The organism is Elizabethkingia bruuniana, assembly GCF_002024805.1.
GTDB lineage: Bacteria > Bacteroidota > Bacteroidia > Flavobacteriales > Weeksellaceae > Elizabethkingia > Elizabethkingia bruuniana.
The window spans coordinates 2734727-2752054 of record NZ_CP014337.1 but is presented as its reverse complement, the minus strand read 5'-3'; the positions used below and the strand labels follow the sequence as shown (position 1 = coordinate 2752054).

15 protein-coding genes and 1 tRNA gene are annotated in these 17328 nt (G+C 36.4%); 7 read left to right on the top strand and 9 right to left on the bottom strand.

Annotated features, from left to right (window positions below):
* Nucleotides 1-2: 2 nt before the first annotated feature.
* From AYC65_RS12760 to AYC65_RS12750, 3 genes are all read right to left on the bottom strand, one after another.
* Complete coding sequence (locus AYC65_RS12760; RefSeq protein WP_034866755.1) at nucleotides 3-875, bottom strand: ABC transporter ATP-binding protein; 873 nt, start codon at nucleotides 873-875, stop codon at nucleotides 3-5.
* Nucleotides 876-947: 72 nt separating this feature from the next.
* Nucleotides 948-1154, bottom strand: a complete 207-nt coding sequence (locus tag AYC65_RS12755) for a helix-turn-helix domain-containing protein (protein ID WP_034866756.1) — start codon at nucleotides 1152-1154, stop codon at nucleotides 948-950.
* 1 nt (nucleotide 1155) lies between these two features.
* Entirely contained in the window at nucleotides 1156-1671 is a 516-nt protein-coding gene (locus tag AYC65_RS12750) for a DUF2975 domain-containing protein (protein WP_034866757.1), read from the bottom strand.
* Between the two features lie 225 nt (nucleotides 1672-1896).
* Here AYC65_RS12750 and AYC65_RS12745 point away from each other — a divergent pair, with 225 nt between their 5' ends.
* On the top strand, nucleotides 1897-3255 hold the full coding sequence (locus AYC65_RS12745; protein ID WP_034866759.1) for an acyl-CoA dehydrogenase family protein: 1359 nt from the start codon (nucleotides 1897-1899) through the stop codon (nucleotides 3253-3255).
* 81 nt (nucleotides 3256-3336) lie between these two features.
* Nucleotides 3337-3681, top strand: a complete 345-nt coding sequence (locus AYC65_RS12740) for a TfoX/Sxy family protein (protein ID WP_034866760.1) — start codon at nucleotides 3337-3339, stop codon at nucleotides 3679-3681.
* 82 nt (nucleotides 3682-3763) lie between these two features.
* Here the strand turns inward: AYC65_RS12740 and AYC65_RS12735 are convergent, their stop codons facing one another.
* The 5 genes from AYC65_RS12735 to AYC65_RS12720 all read right to left on the bottom strand — a co-directional run bounded on the left by AYC65_RS12735 (nucleotide 3764) and on the right by AYC65_RS12720 (nucleotide 8765).
* Nucleotides 3764-4822, bottom strand: coding sequence for a nucleotidyltransferase domain-containing protein (locus AYC65_RS12735; protein ID WP_034866761.1), 1059 nt, complete (start codon nucleotides 4820-4822; stop codon nucleotides 3764-3766).
* A 20-nt stretch (nucleotides 4823-4842) separates the two neighbouring features.
* Nucleotides 4843-6222: a TROVE domain-containing protein gene (locus AYC65_RS12730; RefSeq protein WP_034866764.1), complete on the bottom strand. Its 1380-nt coding sequence runs from the start codon at nucleotides 6220-6222 to the stop codon at nucleotides 4843-4845.
* A 99-nt stretch (nucleotides 6223-6321) separates the two neighbouring features.
* Nucleotides 6322-6449 (bottom strand) — tRNA-OTHER (locus AYC65_RS20775).
* 78 nt (nucleotides 6450-6527) lie between these two features.
* Nucleotides 6528-7274 (bottom strand): nucleotidyltransferase domain-containing protein, encoded by a 747-nt coding sequence (locus AYC65_RS12725; RefSeq protein ID WP_034866765.1) that lies wholly within the window; start codon nucleotides 7272-7274, stop codon nucleotides 6528-6530.
* 108 nt (nucleotides 7275-7382) lie between these two features.
* Nucleotides 7383-8765 carry an RtcB family protein gene (locus AYC65_RS12720; protein ID WP_034866768.1) on the bottom strand — a complete coding sequence of 461 codons (1383 nt, stop codon included), beginning with the start codon at nucleotides 8763-8765 and terminating at the stop codon, nucleotides 7383-7385.
* Nucleotides 8766-8860: 95 nt separating this feature from the next.
* Between AYC65_RS12720 and AYC65_RS12715 the strand changes: the two genes are divergently transcribed.
* Nucleotides 8861-9193 (top strand): HopJ type III effector protein, encoded by a 333-nt coding sequence (locus AYC65_RS12715; RefSeq protein WP_034866904.1) that lies wholly within the window; start codon nucleotides 8861-8863, stop codon nucleotides 9191-9193.
* A gap of 243 nt (nucleotides 9194-9436) precedes the next feature.
* Nucleotides 9437-10459: a helix-turn-helix transcriptional regulator gene (locus AYC65_RS12710; RefSeq protein WP_034866771.1), complete on the top strand. Its 1023-nt coding sequence runs from the start codon at nucleotides 9437-9439 to the stop codon at nucleotides 10457-10459.
* 206 nt (nucleotides 10460-10665) lie between these two features.
* On the opposite strand, the gene AYC65_RS12705 is transcribed toward AYC65_RS12710, so the two are convergent.
* Nucleotides 10666-11361, bottom strand: coding sequence for a hypothetical protein (locus AYC65_RS12705; RefSeq protein WP_236628022.1), 696 nt, complete (start codon nucleotides 11359-11361; stop codon nucleotides 10666-10668).
* A 291-nt stretch (nucleotides 11362-11652) separates the two neighbouring features.
* Here AYC65_RS12705 and AYC65_RS12700 point away from each other — a divergent pair, with 291 nt between their 5' ends.
* Genes AYC65_RS12700 through AYC65_RS12690 form a run of 3 tightly spaced genes read left to right on the top strand, consistent with a single transcriptional unit; the run spans nucleotide 11653 to nucleotide 17328 of the window.
* A complete protein-coding gene (locus AYC65_RS12700; protein ID WP_234300332.1) occupies nucleotides 11653-14379 on the top strand; it encodes a TonB-dependent receptor plug domain-containing protein in 2727 nt (908 codons plus the stop codon).
* Nucleotides 14380-14402: 23 nt separating this feature from the next.
* Nucleotides 14403-15746: a DUF4876 domain-containing protein gene (locus AYC65_RS12695; protein ID WP_034866776.1), complete on the top strand. Its 1344-nt coding sequence runs from the start codon at nucleotides 14403-14405 to the stop codon at nucleotides 15744-15746.
* Nucleotides 15736-17328 carry a DUF6850 family outer membrane beta-barrel protein gene (locus tag AYC65_RS12690; RefSeq protein WP_034866778.1) on the top strand — a complete coding sequence of 531 codons (1593 nt, stop codon included), beginning with the start codon at nucleotides 15736-15738 and terminating at the stop codon, nucleotides 17326-17328. Before AYC65_RS12695 ends, AYC65_RS12690 begins: the two co-directional genes overlap by 11 nt.

Below are 17328 nucleotides of genomic sequence, written 5' to 3'. Positions count from 1 at the left end.
AACTAAGGTTTTTGAGTAAGTGTTTGGAAGTAAACGTGTTCCAGTAAAGGATTTACTGAAAGAAAATCCTTAGGCTGCTCCGGGGAATAAGTAGTAATGTACAATTCCCTTTCAATCAGTTGCTGGCTGATAATATGATACATATTCCGGTAATTTTCCAGCTCAGATTTATCAATGGACCTGAACCATATTTTATTTTCAAGTTCAGCGATCAGTTCGTTAGGGTTTCCTTTTCTCAGAAGCTGTCCTTTATTCATAATTGCCATTTCGGAGCATAGATTGCGGACATCTTCTACCAAATGTGTAGAAAGAATTACAATAACATCTTTACTAATGTCATTCAGTAAAGAGTTGAAGCGATTACGTTCCTCAGGATCAAGCCCGGCTGTGGGTTCATCTACAATAATAATTTTTGGATTTCCTAACAAAGCTTGCGCTACGCCAAATCTCTGCCGCATACCGCCGGAGAAGGTATGCACTTCTTTTTTTCTGAAATCAGAAAGATTAACTTTTTCCAACAGATTCAGAATTTGTTCTTTGCGTTCCGTACGATTGCTGATGCCTTTCAACAAGGCTATGTGCTCCAAAAGATCATAAGCCGATACTTTAGGATAAACACCAAAATCCTGAGGCAGGAAACCGAGGTTTTGTTTGATGTAATCCGGATCTTCAGATACATTGACTCCGTTGAAAACAATACTCCCGGAAGTTGGTTTTTGTAAGCCTACAATGGTTTTCATCAACGAGGATTTTCCGGCACCGTTGGGTCCCAAAAGCCCAAACATACCATTTCCTATTTCCAATGAAATGTCTTTAATTGCCTGAAAACCATTTTTATAAGTCAGGCTGAGGTGGTTAACAGATAGTGTGTTCATATAGTTGAGTTTAGATAATAGAACAGCTGGCAACGTTTCCGTTGCTTTATTAAAGTGGTATGTTACAATGTGTTAGTCTTCTCTGTATTCCAGAATATCACCAGGATGGCACTCCAGAATCTTACAGATAGCTTCCAGCGTGTCGAAACGAACGCCTTTGGCCTTGCCTGTTTTCAGAATAGATAGATTTACAGGGGTAATTCCCAGTTTCTCTGCCAATTCTTTACTCTGCATTTTACGCTTGGCAAGCATCACATCTAAGTTTACTACAATTGGCATTTTATATAAATAAGTCTTGTTCGTTTTGCAAATGTAACCCTTGCGAAAAGATATTCGCTAGGAACAGACAGAATATTCCTAACATAAAGTGGATAAATACTAATCCCCAAACGATACTTTCTACCTCTACAAAGAAGCTGGCTAATATAGCTACAGGCAGTGGAAAGAAGATATTATAAATGTAAAATCTTCGAAGCTCCGAGATATTCTCTTTCGTAAAAAGCTTTGGTTGAATAAATACTCTGAAAACCTTTGCCGATAGCCAGAAGAATATACCATAACCGATAAGGACAGTCATAAAAGAAAACATAATGTAAGGGTAATTGTTCTCAATATTAAGAAAAGGAGTTTCTGTAAATGGATAATTTATATGCAGATAAAGATTCTGCTTATAAGGAGTAATGGCGAAACCGGTTATAAGACAGAGTATTGAATATACAGCTGTTACCAGATAGCCTGCAGACAAGATGCAGCATATATAGTAGAGTATTTTCGAAATAATTTTGTTCTGGTTCATGTCACGTTAATTTAGTTTAATAATGCAAATGTATAATTAATTATCGTAAAACAATAATTAATTTAAATAAAATTTTATTTTATACGATATCTGATTATTGTAACAGGTTTGTAGGCGCCATTCTGAGGTGGAAAGAACTGATTTGTTTTACTTAATATATTGTTTCAAAGAGTGTTCCGGTATTTTTTTGTAACTTTTATCAGTAAAATCACTAAACGTATTCTTATGTCAAATATTTTCGCCAATATCCGGCAGGCTATAACATTGTTTAAATCTGTTGATTTTGAAAAGCTGAGTAAGATCTCACAAAGAGTAGATATTCCGAAACTTATGGATAACTTCTCGAAGCTGGATGATAAGCAGTTAAAGGGACTGATGAAGATGATGGATCAGGACAAACCTAAAAAAGAGCTTCCACCTATAGACGGGGATTTTTATGATATCTACCATACATTGACACCAGAGCAAAGAGAAGTCCAGTTGAAAGTACGGGCTTTTATGGAAAAAGAAGTAAAGCCTCTGGTAAATAATTACTGGCTGCACGACGAATTTCCTTTTGAACTGATTCCAAAATTTAAAGAACTGAATATATGCGGTGTCACCTATGAAGGATATGGCTGTCCGGGAATGCCATTCCTGATGGAAGGCGTTATTGCTATGGAAATGGCAAGGATAGATGCTTCTATAGCAACTTTCTTTGGTGTACAATCGGGTCTGGCAATGGGTTCCATATACATATGCGGCTCTGAGGAGCAAAAGCAGAAATGGCTTCCGCAAATGCAAAAGTTTGATAAAATCGGTGCTTTCGGGCTTACGGAACCGGAAGTAGGTTCCGGAGCTGCAGGCGGATTAACGGCTACCTGCAAAAAAACAGCGGAAGGCTGGGTGCTGAATGGTGAGAAAAAATGGATTGGTAATGCCACATTTGCTGACCTGATTATTATCTGGGCAAGGGATCTGGACGATGGTGAGGTAAAAGGCTTTATTGTGGAAAAAGACAACCCGGGCTTTTCTGTGGAAAAGATTAAAGGTAAAATGGCACTCAGAATAGTGCAAAATGGGCATATTACATTAAAAGACTGTCTGGTAACAGAAGAAAACCGTTTACAAAATGCCAATTCATTTAAAGATACAGCAAAAGTATTGCGAATGACAAGGGCCGGGGTAGCCTGGATGGCAACAGGCTGTGCAAGGGGAGCTTATGAAAGTGCGCTGGATTATACCAGGAAACGTAAGCAGTTCGGAAAACCTATAGCTTCTTTCCAGATGATTCAGGGACATCTTGTAGAAATGCTGTCGAACCTTACTGCAATGCAGACACTGGTATTCAGACTGTCTGAAATGCAGGATGAAGGAATATTAAAAGATGAACATGCGTCTCTGGCAAAAGTATTCTGTACGATGAGAACCCGTGATGTTGTTTCGCGTGCCCGTGAAGTAATGGGGGGAAATGGTATTCTGTTGGAATATGATGTTGCCCGCTTTGTTGCAGATGCCGAAGCGATTTATTCTTATGAAGGAACAAAGGAAATTAACTCACTTATTGTCGGCAGGTCGATTACGGGCTTTAGTGCGTTTGTATAATATTCTGATTAAAAAATATCATATATAAAAACACCTCATAGATTTTTAAAACCTATGAGGTGTAAAATAAATTAACAGTCAATGGCTTATAACATCGAATTGGCAAATAAGGTTAGGGAGCGGTTAGCTAAAGTTCCTGATATAGAAATTGAAGAAAAGAAAATGTTTAGCGGATTGTCTTTTTTGGTTAATGGTAAAATGTGCATTAATATAAGTGGTGATAACCTGATGTGCCGTTATCATCCGGATATTGAAGATGAGGTTGCGGAAAAGACTGGCTTTCTCCCTATGATAATGAGAGGTAAGCAGCTTAAAGGTTATTGCTATGTTGAACCTGAAGGCTTTCGCAAAGCAGACGATTTTAATTATTGGATTAATATATGTCTGGATTATAACAGTGTTGCAAAAGCATCTAAAAAGAAATAGTTCTGTTGGATTATTTTTCAATATAAAAACACCTCATAAGCTTTAGAAACTTATGAGGTGTGAAAATTTAAAAGAGAATAGATTAGTTGTAAAGGTTCTTTCGTATTTCTACCAATAAAGATTGTGTTCTTTGTATGTCCGGATAATCCGGAAGGGTAGAGATAGTATAATAATGTTCAATAGTCCGTATCAAATCTTCTGCTTTTTGTATTACTGTTTCGTATGCTTGGTTACCGGATTTAATATCCAATAATTCACCGCGGTTATCCACACGTACCCGTAAAGAACCTGTTCTGAAGACTTGTTCGCAGGATTGCAGCAATCGGATTGTATGCATCATATTTTTACTGTCATAATTTTGACCGTGTTTCTGGTTTACATTATAACGGTCTTCATTGCGTTCGGAAACCCATTTCCAGTATTCGCGGTAATCTTTGCAATAAACAGAATAAGCATCCAGATTATAGAAAATATAAGCGATACATTTAGCTTCTTTAGGTATAGATGATACCGAAACCTGATTGGCCCCTTCATTTTGTATAATTCCTTTATATCCCATTGTACCGGTTTCATCATAGAAAAGCGCAAACATTCCACGGGTATTGTCTATATTAACCAGACCGCATTTTTCCTGTGTTTTTTTCTGTTCCGTTAGCCATTTTTTTAAAGGAACAGAAAGGTGATCCCGAAGAATATAGCAAAAGTCGAGAACGGATTTTCTCTCTTTTTCTATAGGATTCAGTATTTTCTTATTCAGTCCTTTAGCCTTTTTAATCTGGGATATGGCATAGCCGGCAAAAGTATCTTTACATTGCTTGGATAGAAAATCTTTTGGGGCTAGTAAATCCATCAACGGATGTTTATACAAAATGCAATCATCCGGACTGGCCAGAATTTCCAGAATATTTGGATTGTTTTTTTGCAAAAGCTCCATAAACCTGCCTATTTCATAATAGGTAATGTCATTGGTTTCGTTAGATACCTGCGGAATATAATCGAGACCTAGAAAGGAATCTTTTGGCAGATAGTAAACACCCCGTATATCGGTATCCGAATTTTCTGTAACCAGTCCGAAGGCACGGCTTCCGGAGACTACTTCAAATAAGATAAGTTTATTTGCTTTTAGTTCTTCTATAGTCATTTTATTATTTTTAATTCAGATTAGTTACTTTCCAAAGCCTTAATATAATGGAAAACACGATCGCTCCATCCGTTGATTTCTGCTGTCCAGTTTTCGGTTTTTATTCCGTGGGTATGGGTAGAGATATCAATAATATAAGAAGTCTTATATGGTGCAGTATCTGGTTTTCTTTTAGATCCGTATTGTGCATCGATATCCTGGCTATCTGATATCACAACCAGTCGGTCTGCATCTTTGGCATAACCTTTTTCCTTCAGCCATTCACATAGCTGATAAGTGAAAATACCACCACCACCTAATTCAGAATATATTTTTTTATAATATTTGAATATCCCCAGGCCTTTAGCACTATCCCATATCATATGTTTTCCTTTTCGGGAAGAATCGCTGCCAGCTGTAAATACTAAAATAAGATCTTCAAAGATATAAGAACCGACTGCTGCCATAGCAAAAGCTAAATCCATTCTGGAAAATTTGGAATTGGATGAGGTTACCTGTCCCATACTTCCGGATACATCGATAGCTAAAATGGTAGTCCCCGCTATTTTCTCCTGAGAGAAACAATTTTCCATAGCATCGTTGATGTAAGCTGTATATTCCGGCGCATTTCTTTGTGCAGCCAGAAAATTTAAAGGTGTCAGCCAGTTACTTTTTACCTGAGCAATAGCCTTCCGGATTATTTTTCTGGAAAGTCCTGCCTCAGTCATACTTCTAAGATTTCTTAATATAGCCAGTGAACCCAAACTTTTTTCAGTCAGCATTCTCTCGAAGGTTTCTTTTTTATCGGCACCTTGGGACAAAGCTACTTCCCATGTATTGGCAGGTTTCAATGTATCTTCTACCAAAGCTTTTAATGCCTTTTCGTTTTCCGGAGTTGGCTTTGGATGTACAAGGTTCATCACATCTACCAAAGATACTTCCATATTGCTTTTTCGGTATTTAGCAATCTGGTATTCATCGTATTGGTCAAAAGCTTTTGAGAGACCTTTTTTTACAGATTTAGACATTTTATAAGATCCGTTTCTGGCTTTCAGCATCTGAAGCAGATCTATAGTCATATCAGGTCTGTTGGCTATTCTGGCAATAGCATCTTTTACATTTACATTATGAATGTCATTTGCAAGAATTAACAGCCATAGCGGTGTATGTCTCAGTTTCTGTTCAAAACGGCATTCCAGTGCCAGGTCAATAACCTGTTGCCCTGTTACTTTATAACACAAATTTTCTATCTGCGCCATAATTTCATCCGCCGGCTGGTAATAGTCAGATTCAAAAAGAAGGTTGGCAAGTGTTACTCTTCTCAACAATTCATAATGGGAATATTTCCCTGCTGTATTTGTTTGTTTTCCGGCTATAATACCGGAAGCAAATCCTGTTTTTTTTGAATTTAACTTTGACATCACTATTTTGTTTTTTTAGTTAAAGAAGTGGTTAATACTAATAAAGGTGTTTTTTTCCTGAACGAAGTAACCTTATATCTCACACCACTTCAGTTATTGAGAGACTGGCCGGATTCGAACCGGCGACCAACGGCCCCAAGCGAAGTAACTTTATCATCATACCTGCAATGCAGATTAAAATCTGGTAAAGTGTTTTTACGTGGCTCTATCCTCTGAGCTACAGTCTCAATTTGATGATGCAAAGTAAAAACTGAAGTGCGTAATGTTTTTGCGCAGGTTTATTTTTTTGCATCATCATTAAAAAATTATGATATTATTTCTCTAAAAACCTTCTCCATTTGTGCTTTGTCGGCCTTACTACCAGACAAGTTTTTAGCTTTCTCTTCGTTTTTTGAAATCTGGCGTTCCATAAATTCGAAAAGCTCCCAGTCATTTGGATGAAAATAGCTCTCATCTTTCGTTGCTTTTAATGCAATCAGGTCTTCTATTTTGGTTTTTATTGCGGAATCTGCTAAAACTAACAGATCACTGAACAATACCGGCGGAACAGTTTTCTTCTCTGTTATCCATTTTCCGGATAATGCAGTTCTCAGACAATAGAAATAACTTTTCAGTTTTACTTCATCATTCCTGCAGGACTCCAGGTATTTTTTACTCATACTCAGATAATGAAAAGAAACAGCTATTGGAGAGAAACATTGATCAGCCAGTGGTTCGAACAGTTTTGTAAAGCTTTTGTTTTCTATATACACAATTGGTGAATAAAACCAACTGAGCAATGCTGCATTAGATTTGAGTAGCAGATGAAAGGTTTTACGCAAATCCCAACCGGAACCATCCAAATCATCTTCTGTCATAAACGTTATTGTTTCATCCTTATCCCACGGTGTCAGATACCAGTCTTTGGAATGCCTGTAGATAAAACGTATATCATAATCACTGCCAGGAGATGCAAAGTCCCAGGCTCTGCTTCCGGATTCTATAGCAAGTAATATTTCTATATTATATTTTGCTTCGGTTTCCCTTAACTTTTCTATTATTTTAGTTTTCATCTCTTAATTGGGTTTTTCGCCATCTTTTATTCCCGATCCTTTTTAAGAAGGGTCTCAGGTGTTTTGTATATTCCCGAGACCTGAATCTTCCTTTGTTATAGAGATTTTTCACGAGTTCTTCAATTTCTTCTTTTTTTTCCATGGGGCATTTTTCATAATGTCCCCGGCCATAATACAACCATAAGGCATTACTTCATCCAGTACTTCGCAAAGGCCGTATTCTTCAATCTGAGCTCTTACATTCTGTGCATTTTTATAAGCACTCGGAAGCTCAGAGATATCGATTTCGTTGCTAAAGAATCGTACATCCAGCCCTTTTGTTTCCTCAGCGAAAACTTCTTCATTGGTTTTATGTGCCAGCGTTCTTTTATGCTGGCTTCTGCTGAAGTTTCTTCCTGCGCCGTGAGGAGCAAATCCTAAATTTCTGTCGTTGGTTGTTCCCTGAACAATCAGTACAGGCTCCGCCATATTCAGAGGGATGAGTCTGGGACCTGTAATATCCGGCATAAATTTGTCGTCCAGCGGAGTTGCTCCTTTAGCGTGGAAGAATAAATCTCCGTCTCTGAATACGAAATTATGTTCGTTCCAATATCTGTTTTCCTTTTCTGTATTCATTTTTGCCAATACAGCATCGTGAATAGAAGTATGATTTTCTTTTGTCCATTGTCTTATCAGTTGTAAAGCTTCCCAGTAGGCCTGTCCTTCTTCTGTATCGAAAGGGATCCACGCATTTTCTTTCAGAGTTTCGGGAGAAATATCCTGTCTGAAACGATTAGCTACGTACATTCCTTTATCATACAATACTGCACCCGGAGCTCGTGATCCATGATGTGTTACCAGCATTGTATTTCCGGTATTTTTGGAAATACCTACGAAAAGGAAGTGATTACCATCACCCTGAGTTCCCATATGGTCGCGGGCTAAGCTTATTAATCTTTCATCATTCAGAAATGCATTTCCTCTGAAAGCTTCTATTAATTCTGCTGACATTGGCATTTGCTCACCTCTTGCTCTTCCGCCGAACCCGAAATGCGTTACGGAATGTGCTGTATCCAGTACTTCTTTAGGATCAGCTTTTCCGAAGTCAGTCAACATTACAGAACAGCAGATATCTGCACTATGAAATCCCGGATGAATAGCATTTTTGGCTACCACCACACCGCCTACAGGAATCAGACCTTCCGGTCCGGTAGGACAGGCATCGGGCATTATGGCGCCACCAACTAATGTTGGCGTTTTCATCAATACCTTCATGGTTTGGATTACTTTTTCCACATTATCCTGTTCACTTTCGTGTTCAGCTCTGATGTTAATGATGAAGTCTTTTGGTTCTTCATATAAAGGAATTGGCTCCGGTAGTCTGAACTGCTCCAGATAAGCTGTCATCTGTTCTTCATTCAGATTATTTTCGTTGATATATTCTAATGCTTCTGCAAACCATTTTCCTGGTCTGAATCCTAAGCTGATTAATTCGTTTCCTGTAATTTTCATCGTTTTCTTAATTTGATAATGCAAAGTAATTGTATAAGTGCGCAATGTTTTTGCGTAGATAAAATATTTTTATATTTTTGAAAAAAAATATGAATATGATATTAGAACAATTAGATAAGTCTCCTGAAACTATAGCGTTTAACGATGTTATTGCTTACATCGATGGCAATTATGATTTTACCCCAACTGAATTCAAAAATGGTAATACAGTAAATGAAGCAGGTCAGAATAATGGCTCTTGTAAGGTATTTAGCTTTGCGAAAGCGAATAATCTGTCTAAAGAAGATACATTAAATCTTTTCGGTGCATTCTACAGAGAAGATGTATTGAAAAATCCGGAGGGTACAGACCACCAGAACATCAGAAACTTTATAGAGTTTGGATGGGACGGTATTGCTTTTGAAGGGGAAGCGCTGAAGAAGAAATAACTTAGTAATGTTAAACATCACAAAGGCACAAAAGATAAGTGATAATATACTGCTTCCAGGGCACAAGGATTTTATCTCAATATAAATATAGAAGTATCAATAGAAAAATCTTTGATTTTTCTTTGTGCCTTGATTGCGGTTGAAATGCTATATCTAATCGTGTCTTTGTGTTATAATCTGTATGATAATTGGCTCCTAACCTCTAAATTCCAACTTCTAACTTCTAACTTCTAATTTTGAAATATGTCTTCTAATAAAAATGCATTGATCCGGTATAAAACGCTGGATAAGTGTCTGAAAAATAAATACCGCAAGTATACACTGGAAGATCTGATAGATGAATGTTCAGAAGCCCTGTTTGAATATGAGGGAAAGGAGTCGTATGTAAGTAAACGAACGATACAACTGGATTTGCAGAACATGCGCAGTGAGAAGTTTGGTTATGAAGCTCCGATAGAAGTATACGAACGTAAGTATTACCGTTATAGTGATCCGGAATACAGCATTCATCATATTTCTGTTAATGAAAGTGATCTGAAGGCCATGAACAATGCAATACAGATTCTGAAGCAGTTCAAGGACTTTTCGATGTTCCGAGAAATGAATGGTGTATTGCAAAAACTGGAAGATTCGGTAAATGCAGTTCAGCAGAAGTCAATTATTCATCTGGATAAAAACGAACTATTAAAAGGTCTTGAACATATTGATATATTATATCAGGCTGTATTGAATAAAAAGGTACTGAAGATTCTCTATAAAAGCTTCACCGCCAGAGATTTTAGTACCTATACTGTTCATCCGCAGCTGCTAAAAGAATTTAACAATCGCTGGTTCCTGATATGTCTATATAAGGGAAGTATGTGTAATCTGGCACTGGACAGAATGGAAAATATTGAGACAGATGAACAATCTGCCTATATTGATAAAAACTTGAATGGAGATGAATATTTTAAAGATGTTGTAGGAGTTACTGTTTCGGAGAGTATGCATCCCCGAAATGTTGTTTTCTTTGTGGATAAAAGCAATGCTCCTTATGTAAAAACAAAACCTTTGCATCACAGTCAGCAGATTGTGGAAGAGAAAGATGATGGGACCATCTTTGGGATAAAAGTTCAGCTAAATTATGAACTAGAACGTTTGTTGTTAGGCTTTGGAGAAAGTCTGGTACTATATCAGCCACTGAGATTAAAGAAGCGTATTGAGCAAAAGCTGCAGAAAGCTGTCAGTAATTACAGGGAGTCTGAATCTCAGGAAGAAAATCAATAAATTAATTTGAAGGAATGCTAATTTTAGCATAATTTTTACCATTAAGTTATTAAGAAATTTTAGCTTATTTTCTTGCTAACATCTCTCAATACCCTTAATTTCTTAATGATTTAAAAGATTCCTGTACAGAACTATTCTCAGCCTCACTTCGGATAATTCAGTCCAGACTGACATACTGTTTGTTATTTTAATGTTAATTCTAAGTTCTACTTTTCCATATAATCCATAATAGTTTTCTGGAAGTCTGTCAGATTCTGATTAGCAGATTTAGTAACTTTCCCATTACTGTATATGTTATACTTGCCATTCTGACCACTGGTCTCTGTCCATATAATTCCCTTTTTAATTTTCCCTGAATTATCTGTATTTAGATAGGCAGTGGGTAAAGGTTCAAATTTATCAGCATAGCGACCATAATATATTTTCAGTAATGCATCTTCTTGTGAAAAGTCATCTGCAAGTGCATTGAAGATAGAATCAATATCTGTAAGATTTGTTTTTTTATCCATTCTCCAGAATAACTTTAACACTTTGTCCAACCCACGGGTATCCTCGGGATTGGCTCTGCTGATAATGCTTTCTGCTTTTCCATCTTTGTATTGAGAAGAGATAATGCTGTTTGGCGGTAGATTATTGAGGTCTAAATCAATTGACTCAATATACATCAGTTCTTTATTTTGATACTGGAGATCAGTTGTATATCTTTTGTTTTTTAGATAAATTCTGATCAATGCATCGGGTTTCTGCCCGTCTTTTATGTTAATGATATTATCTTCTTTTGTGAAGAAAAGTGTATTTCCATAATTTACAGCCGCCATATCCACTGTAAAGCTAGTAAGCTTACCATTTGTAAATTGTTTCGTAATTCTTCCACTTTCAATTTCTTTTGTCTCCGATTTCACAGCATTTTGTTTTTGTGCAAAAGATTTTGAATTGAAGCAAAACAGGATAAAAAAGCAATATAAGTATCTCATGTTGTTATTTTGAAGTTAAATATACTGATGATATTTATCATTAAATAAATATTTTTCTAAATTTCTGTAAATCGCTTTAAAGCCCGACTATTCATCGTTTTATCCTAGGGTTATTAGATTATTTTTCTTTTAAATCATAGTTGATAAAGTCTGCAAATGAGACAATTTTATTTTTATTTAGAAAAAATATAAATAACTTTGTCGCTTAATCTGTATGATGTGAATAAATCTTTACTAAGCGCTACCATGCTTTTGGTGGCTGCCAGTTCTTTGCATGCCCAAAATTGGCAATCGAAAACAATACATGATGGAAAGGTATCTTATTTTCGATATGCTGAAGGAGCTTCTCTGAATGTCCGGGACTGTAATTTTACCAAAACAAAAAGTGGTGATATAAAGTTATTGGGAAAATGTAGCTTCATCATTAGAGAACCAGGAAAAGAGCCTGAGACAATTATGTTAAAAGAAAATGAAGAATATATTCTTGTTGTCTCAAAACCAAGAGAGAAATCCGAGATCCGGATTGAAGAAGTAGAACTGTTTGCCAAGAAAAAAGTATTCTCAGAGATTGGCATCAGGCAGGAAGCTTTACACAATGTACAGGCATTTTCTATTGGAGATGTATTACAGCAACTACCCGGGCAGTATGTGCAGCCTTTTAACAATACTCAGTTTAAAAATATTGTATTCCGTACGGCAAGCGGCGCTTCTATTACCGGTAGCAGTCAAATCCCAGGCGGAGATGATTACGGGAATAAAGCTTTTGGAGTACAGCTAATGGTAAACGATGTGGTTGTGTCCAACAATGAAAATATGCAGAGTGTCAGCTCTGCTTATGATCCACCTTATAAAACTAGTTTTGGAACGACATCCAGTGCCGGAAATCTTACTCCGGGACAGCCTAATTACGGGATGGATCTTAGAGAGATTCCAGTAGTGAATATCGAGAGTGTTGAGGTAATACAAGGTATTCCGGATGCTAAATATGGAGATCTGACTACCGGATTGATAAAAGTAAATACTATTGCACGGCAGTCGCCACTTCGCGTTGAAGCCTCGATTAAAGAAGGAACATATCAATTCGGACTGAATAAAGGATTTAAAATAAAAGGTAATCAGGCTTTGAGTGTTTCTGTAGATTATATGAATTCTATTGTAGAGCCAAGATCGAGCCTTGTGAGCTATAATCGTTTCAGCACAAATGCCATGTGGAGTGTTACAGGTTCTAAATTGAGGAATAAGCTTTCATTTAGTTTTTCACAAAATATAAGTGAAGGTAAAAAGGATCCTGATGATTTAACGGGGCTTACAATCAACAGTAATAACAAGAATTTTTCGTTAAGCAATAATTTTACTTACAGACTTACTTCTAAACCAGGAAGAGAAAATGGTTTGAAAAATCTGAGCGCCGATGTTGGTGTAAGTTATGGAGATCAGTATTCTATGAGGAAATACTTTCTGAACATGGGAGCCAGACCCTATGGGAATGCTACCGATAACAGTGTTTATTATGCACCTTATACACCTCCAAGCTATGACAACCTAATTTTTGTAGAGGGTAAACCTTTTAATCTTTATTCTAATGTAAGTTTAAATGGTCGTTATATTTCGGCCCAATCAAAATGGATACACGATTATTCTATAGGTTTTAACTTTAGATATGGTGATAATTTTGGTGTTGGGCGCTATGGTACTGCCGGACAATATGCAACGACTACAATAACAAAAAGCTCTGTTGATGGCGCAAGAGATTATAATTACAGAGATAATGTTTTAGCATCTACTCAAACTGCATTTTATATTCAGAATAATATTTATAAAGTTTTTGCCAATAAACATTCGCTACGTGCAAATCTTGGACTTCGATATGATTTACAAAACTCTGTATCAACACTATCTCCAAGGGTAAATGTTGCTTACAAAATGGGAAGAACAAGTTTGAGATTAGGAGGAGGATTAACTTCGAAAGCACCTTCATTAAACCAACTATATACAGGTCCCAGATATATAGATCTTTTATTAGGAGACTACAGACTGCCTGGATATTATACAGTAGGAATTATGCAAACGGTAGTTACTCCAGGAGATAATGTAGATCTGAAGCCATCGAAAAGCTGGAAGACGGAAGTCGGGGTGGATTATCAGCTTCCGTTTGCCTCCATTAGCTTAACAGCATATTACAATAAACTATTTGATGGATTTACATCTAAATCTGTTGTTAAAGAAGTAGATAAGGCGAAGGTAAATGTCAATATTGTGGGTACTGAACGACCTACTTTTGAAATTGTGGGTACTGAAAAATTCCGTTATGTTCAGACTCAAGTGGTAAATGGTGCAACATCTACAGATAAAGGGCTAGAGATGATGGTCGGCTTTAGAAAAATTAAGGCTCTGAATCTGGTGCCTAGTTTTAATGCTTCTTATGTTGAAACAGAAAGTGTGCGGGATAATTCGGTTCTTTTCCTTAAAGCTCCGGAAGTTGTAGACCCTAATTTTCAGTATGGATTATACGATAATACAGGTGGAAAAGTAACTATGGCCAGAGCTAGTGTTAGTTTGGACTATCATTTACCAGATTCGGGATTGATTATAGGGCTTAGGAGTGATAATTTTCTTTTAGATCGTAGAAATACCTATTCAGATTCAGTCTATCCCGTAGGTTATATAGATTATAATTTTCGTACAACAATGATCCCCGAAAATGACAGGAAAAATCCAAAGTATTCAAATTTATTCAGAAAGGCTTCTGAAGAAAGAGTATCGGGATTAACTCATAAGACATTACATAATTTCCACCTTAGGGTGACAAAAGATTTCCTGAGTGGCTTCAGAGTTTCAGTTTATGTTAACAATGTTTTTAACCTGAAACCCTATAATGAATCGGGATATGAATATACCAATTTTACACCAATATCTTTTGGGGCTAATCTGTCTTATAAATTCTAAACTTATTTATAATAATATATACTATGAGAAAATTAATATTTCTTTTATTAATACCTGTTATATTCCTGATAGGGTGTAATAGAGGTGATGATTTCAATGGTAACAACGAAATCAGACCAATGGCTTTTACAGTAACGGTAAAATTTGATAATGCTTCAGGGAATGTTGCTAATAAGGGTGCGGCCAACGCAAAGGTTGTTTTAGTGAATACTTTGACAAGAGATAGCATTAAAGGAAATACTGATGCTAATGGAGAATTAAAGCTAAACAGCATACTCCCGGGAACTTATAATGTGACTTCGGAATTGAAAATGACCAAAGACGAATATCAAAAAGCATTTGGACAGACAACGAGTTATCCGGTTGTAAACTTTGGAGGCTTCCAGGAAAAAGTTACGATTAATGCTAACGTTTCTTCTACAGTTATCACAGTATCCAGCGGGAATCTTGGAGATTTGGTTATTAAACAAATTTATTATGCAGGATCATCTACAAGTGAAGGAGCTGCATTTAGAGATCAGTTTATAGAGATACATAATAATTCGGACCAGACAATTTTTGCAGACGGTCTGTACGTAGCACTAATGGAAGGTAATACAAATAATAATGTAACAAGTTATACTTTAGCCAACGGGCAGTATGACTGGAGCCAGACAGCTAGTGGCGGATCCTCTGCGAATACGGATTATGCATATGCCAGTTCCATTATAAAAATTCCCGGAAATGGGACACAGTATCCAATTTTACCAGGGAAGAGTATTGTGATTGCACAAACTGCTATTAATCATAAAGCACCTTTTGATGGAAATGATGGCAAACAAGTAACGATTAAGAACCCCTCTCTAACGGTTGATTTAAGCAAAGCTGATTTTGAAGTTTATGTAGGAGATTATGCAAAAAGTCAGGGTAAAAATCCTTACCAATGGGATGTCCAGAATATTATGGTTCCGGATATGGAATTTGTACATTGGGTAAATGCACTTACAGATTATATCCTGAATTTAACTTCTAAACCAGCAGTGGCAATTATTAGTGCTACACCACAACAGGTAGCTTCATGGGCTAAAGTAGCAAGTCCTAAGAACCCTAAAGGATCTTTGTTTGTACAGGTTCCTGCTAGTTTTATTCTGGATGGGGTTGATATTACAGATAAAGATCAAAAAGCACCGAAAGACTTGCCAACAAGTGTAGATGCTACAAGGACTTTTACTAATAAAAACGGACTGGCATTACCAGATTATTCATCGTATTCTGTTATCAGAAAGACTAAAGAAATCATTAACGGACGTGTTGTGTTACAGGATACAAACAACTCTGCAAATGACTTTACAACTATAGAAGCAAACCCAAGAGGATATGCACAATAAATATAAAATATTTTCACATTTCTTTATATCAGGGATTACGGGAATGGCTGTATTGTGCAGCCAGTTCCTGTACTCTCAGTCTACCCGTTTAGATAGTATTAATATAAGTGCCATTGAAAAGGATATAAGAATAGAGAATCCTTATATCAATTTTTTTCAACCGTTGGACTTTTCAACAACATCTCTTAACGCTGAATTTGGAAAACAGAATTTTAAAAGAGTTCAGTCTCCGGAAAAAATGTCAAACTATAACTTTGAATCCAAGGGCGTCTATCAGCTGAATCCAAAAGTTGTTATATCCGGAAATTTAAAAATTAACAGAGAACATGAGGATAATGTTCCATTTGTTTTGACAGATGAAAGAACAACGAATACAAGCTTTATTCATAATCCTTCTTATTACTGGGCACCACGTGCAGCAAAATGGATGAAACAAAATTATCTGATTAATGGGCAGGTTGCTTACAGACCAGTAAAATTCCTGATCACACAATTGGGAACAGAAGGTAATTTTAGTAAAGCTTATCGCCAGGATGCAGATCCACGCCCGGAGGTAAGTACTTATCAATATAAAATTTTTGGAAAAGTCGGATTTTCATGGAATAAGCACAGCCTTTTTGGAAAGGGAAGATATTTCAATAATTTTCGCAGAAATAATATTGTATTCGTAAATAACAATACCAATGTTCCATCTAATGATAGTATTTTTATCCGGTATAATGAAGGGTATGGGAATCAGTATAATGGTTTGAGATATGGACTTACTGAATATAAAGTAAATGGCTATGTATGGGGTGGTGAATATGCATTTAATACATCAAATATCCATATTAGTATAGGTTATGATTATGTTAATGCCATTGAGCGATTCTATAGAATCTACGAATATCAGGCCGCTGACCTTAGTAAATATAGAATATATGAGAAGTATTCAGGATTAAAAACTGACCTGCATAGTTTTTATATCAATTATCTCTGTAGTTTTTCAGGCTACAAAATGGCCTCCAGATTAACGTACAAAGATCAGTTAGATGCAAACTATAATTATGTTTTACAGTATACTTCTTACCGGTTGGAGCAACAGAACCTGAATTGGAAGAATAGTCTTGTATGGTTCAATCACAAGAATGAAGCTTATAAATTGTTATTGGATTTAGGCTATGGTAAAAACCGTGTGAGGGATGTTTCTGTAGTGATGGACAGAAGGTTATCTTTCTTTGAATATCATGCAGGTATTGAAAAAGAATTTGCAATAATACCAGGGCATAAACTGGCTGTTGGGGTAGGGCAAAGTCTTTATATTCCGGTGCAGAAAGAATTCAACTATGTACCATATCAAAGCTTGCAAGAAAATACCTTTGTACAAAAAGTAGCGCGGCCTGATTATGCCTATGATTCTACACCTAAAATTGGACTTAATCTGAGTGCTGCTTATCGATGGGACAGCAATAAAATCAGATATGAATTTGCAGGTGGTTTTAACCAGTTGTGGCTAACCAATAAAACATATAAAGAAACTGTTACCACTTATAATGGCAGACCTAATACTATAGCTACGATAGGTTTAAATGTTTATTATTAA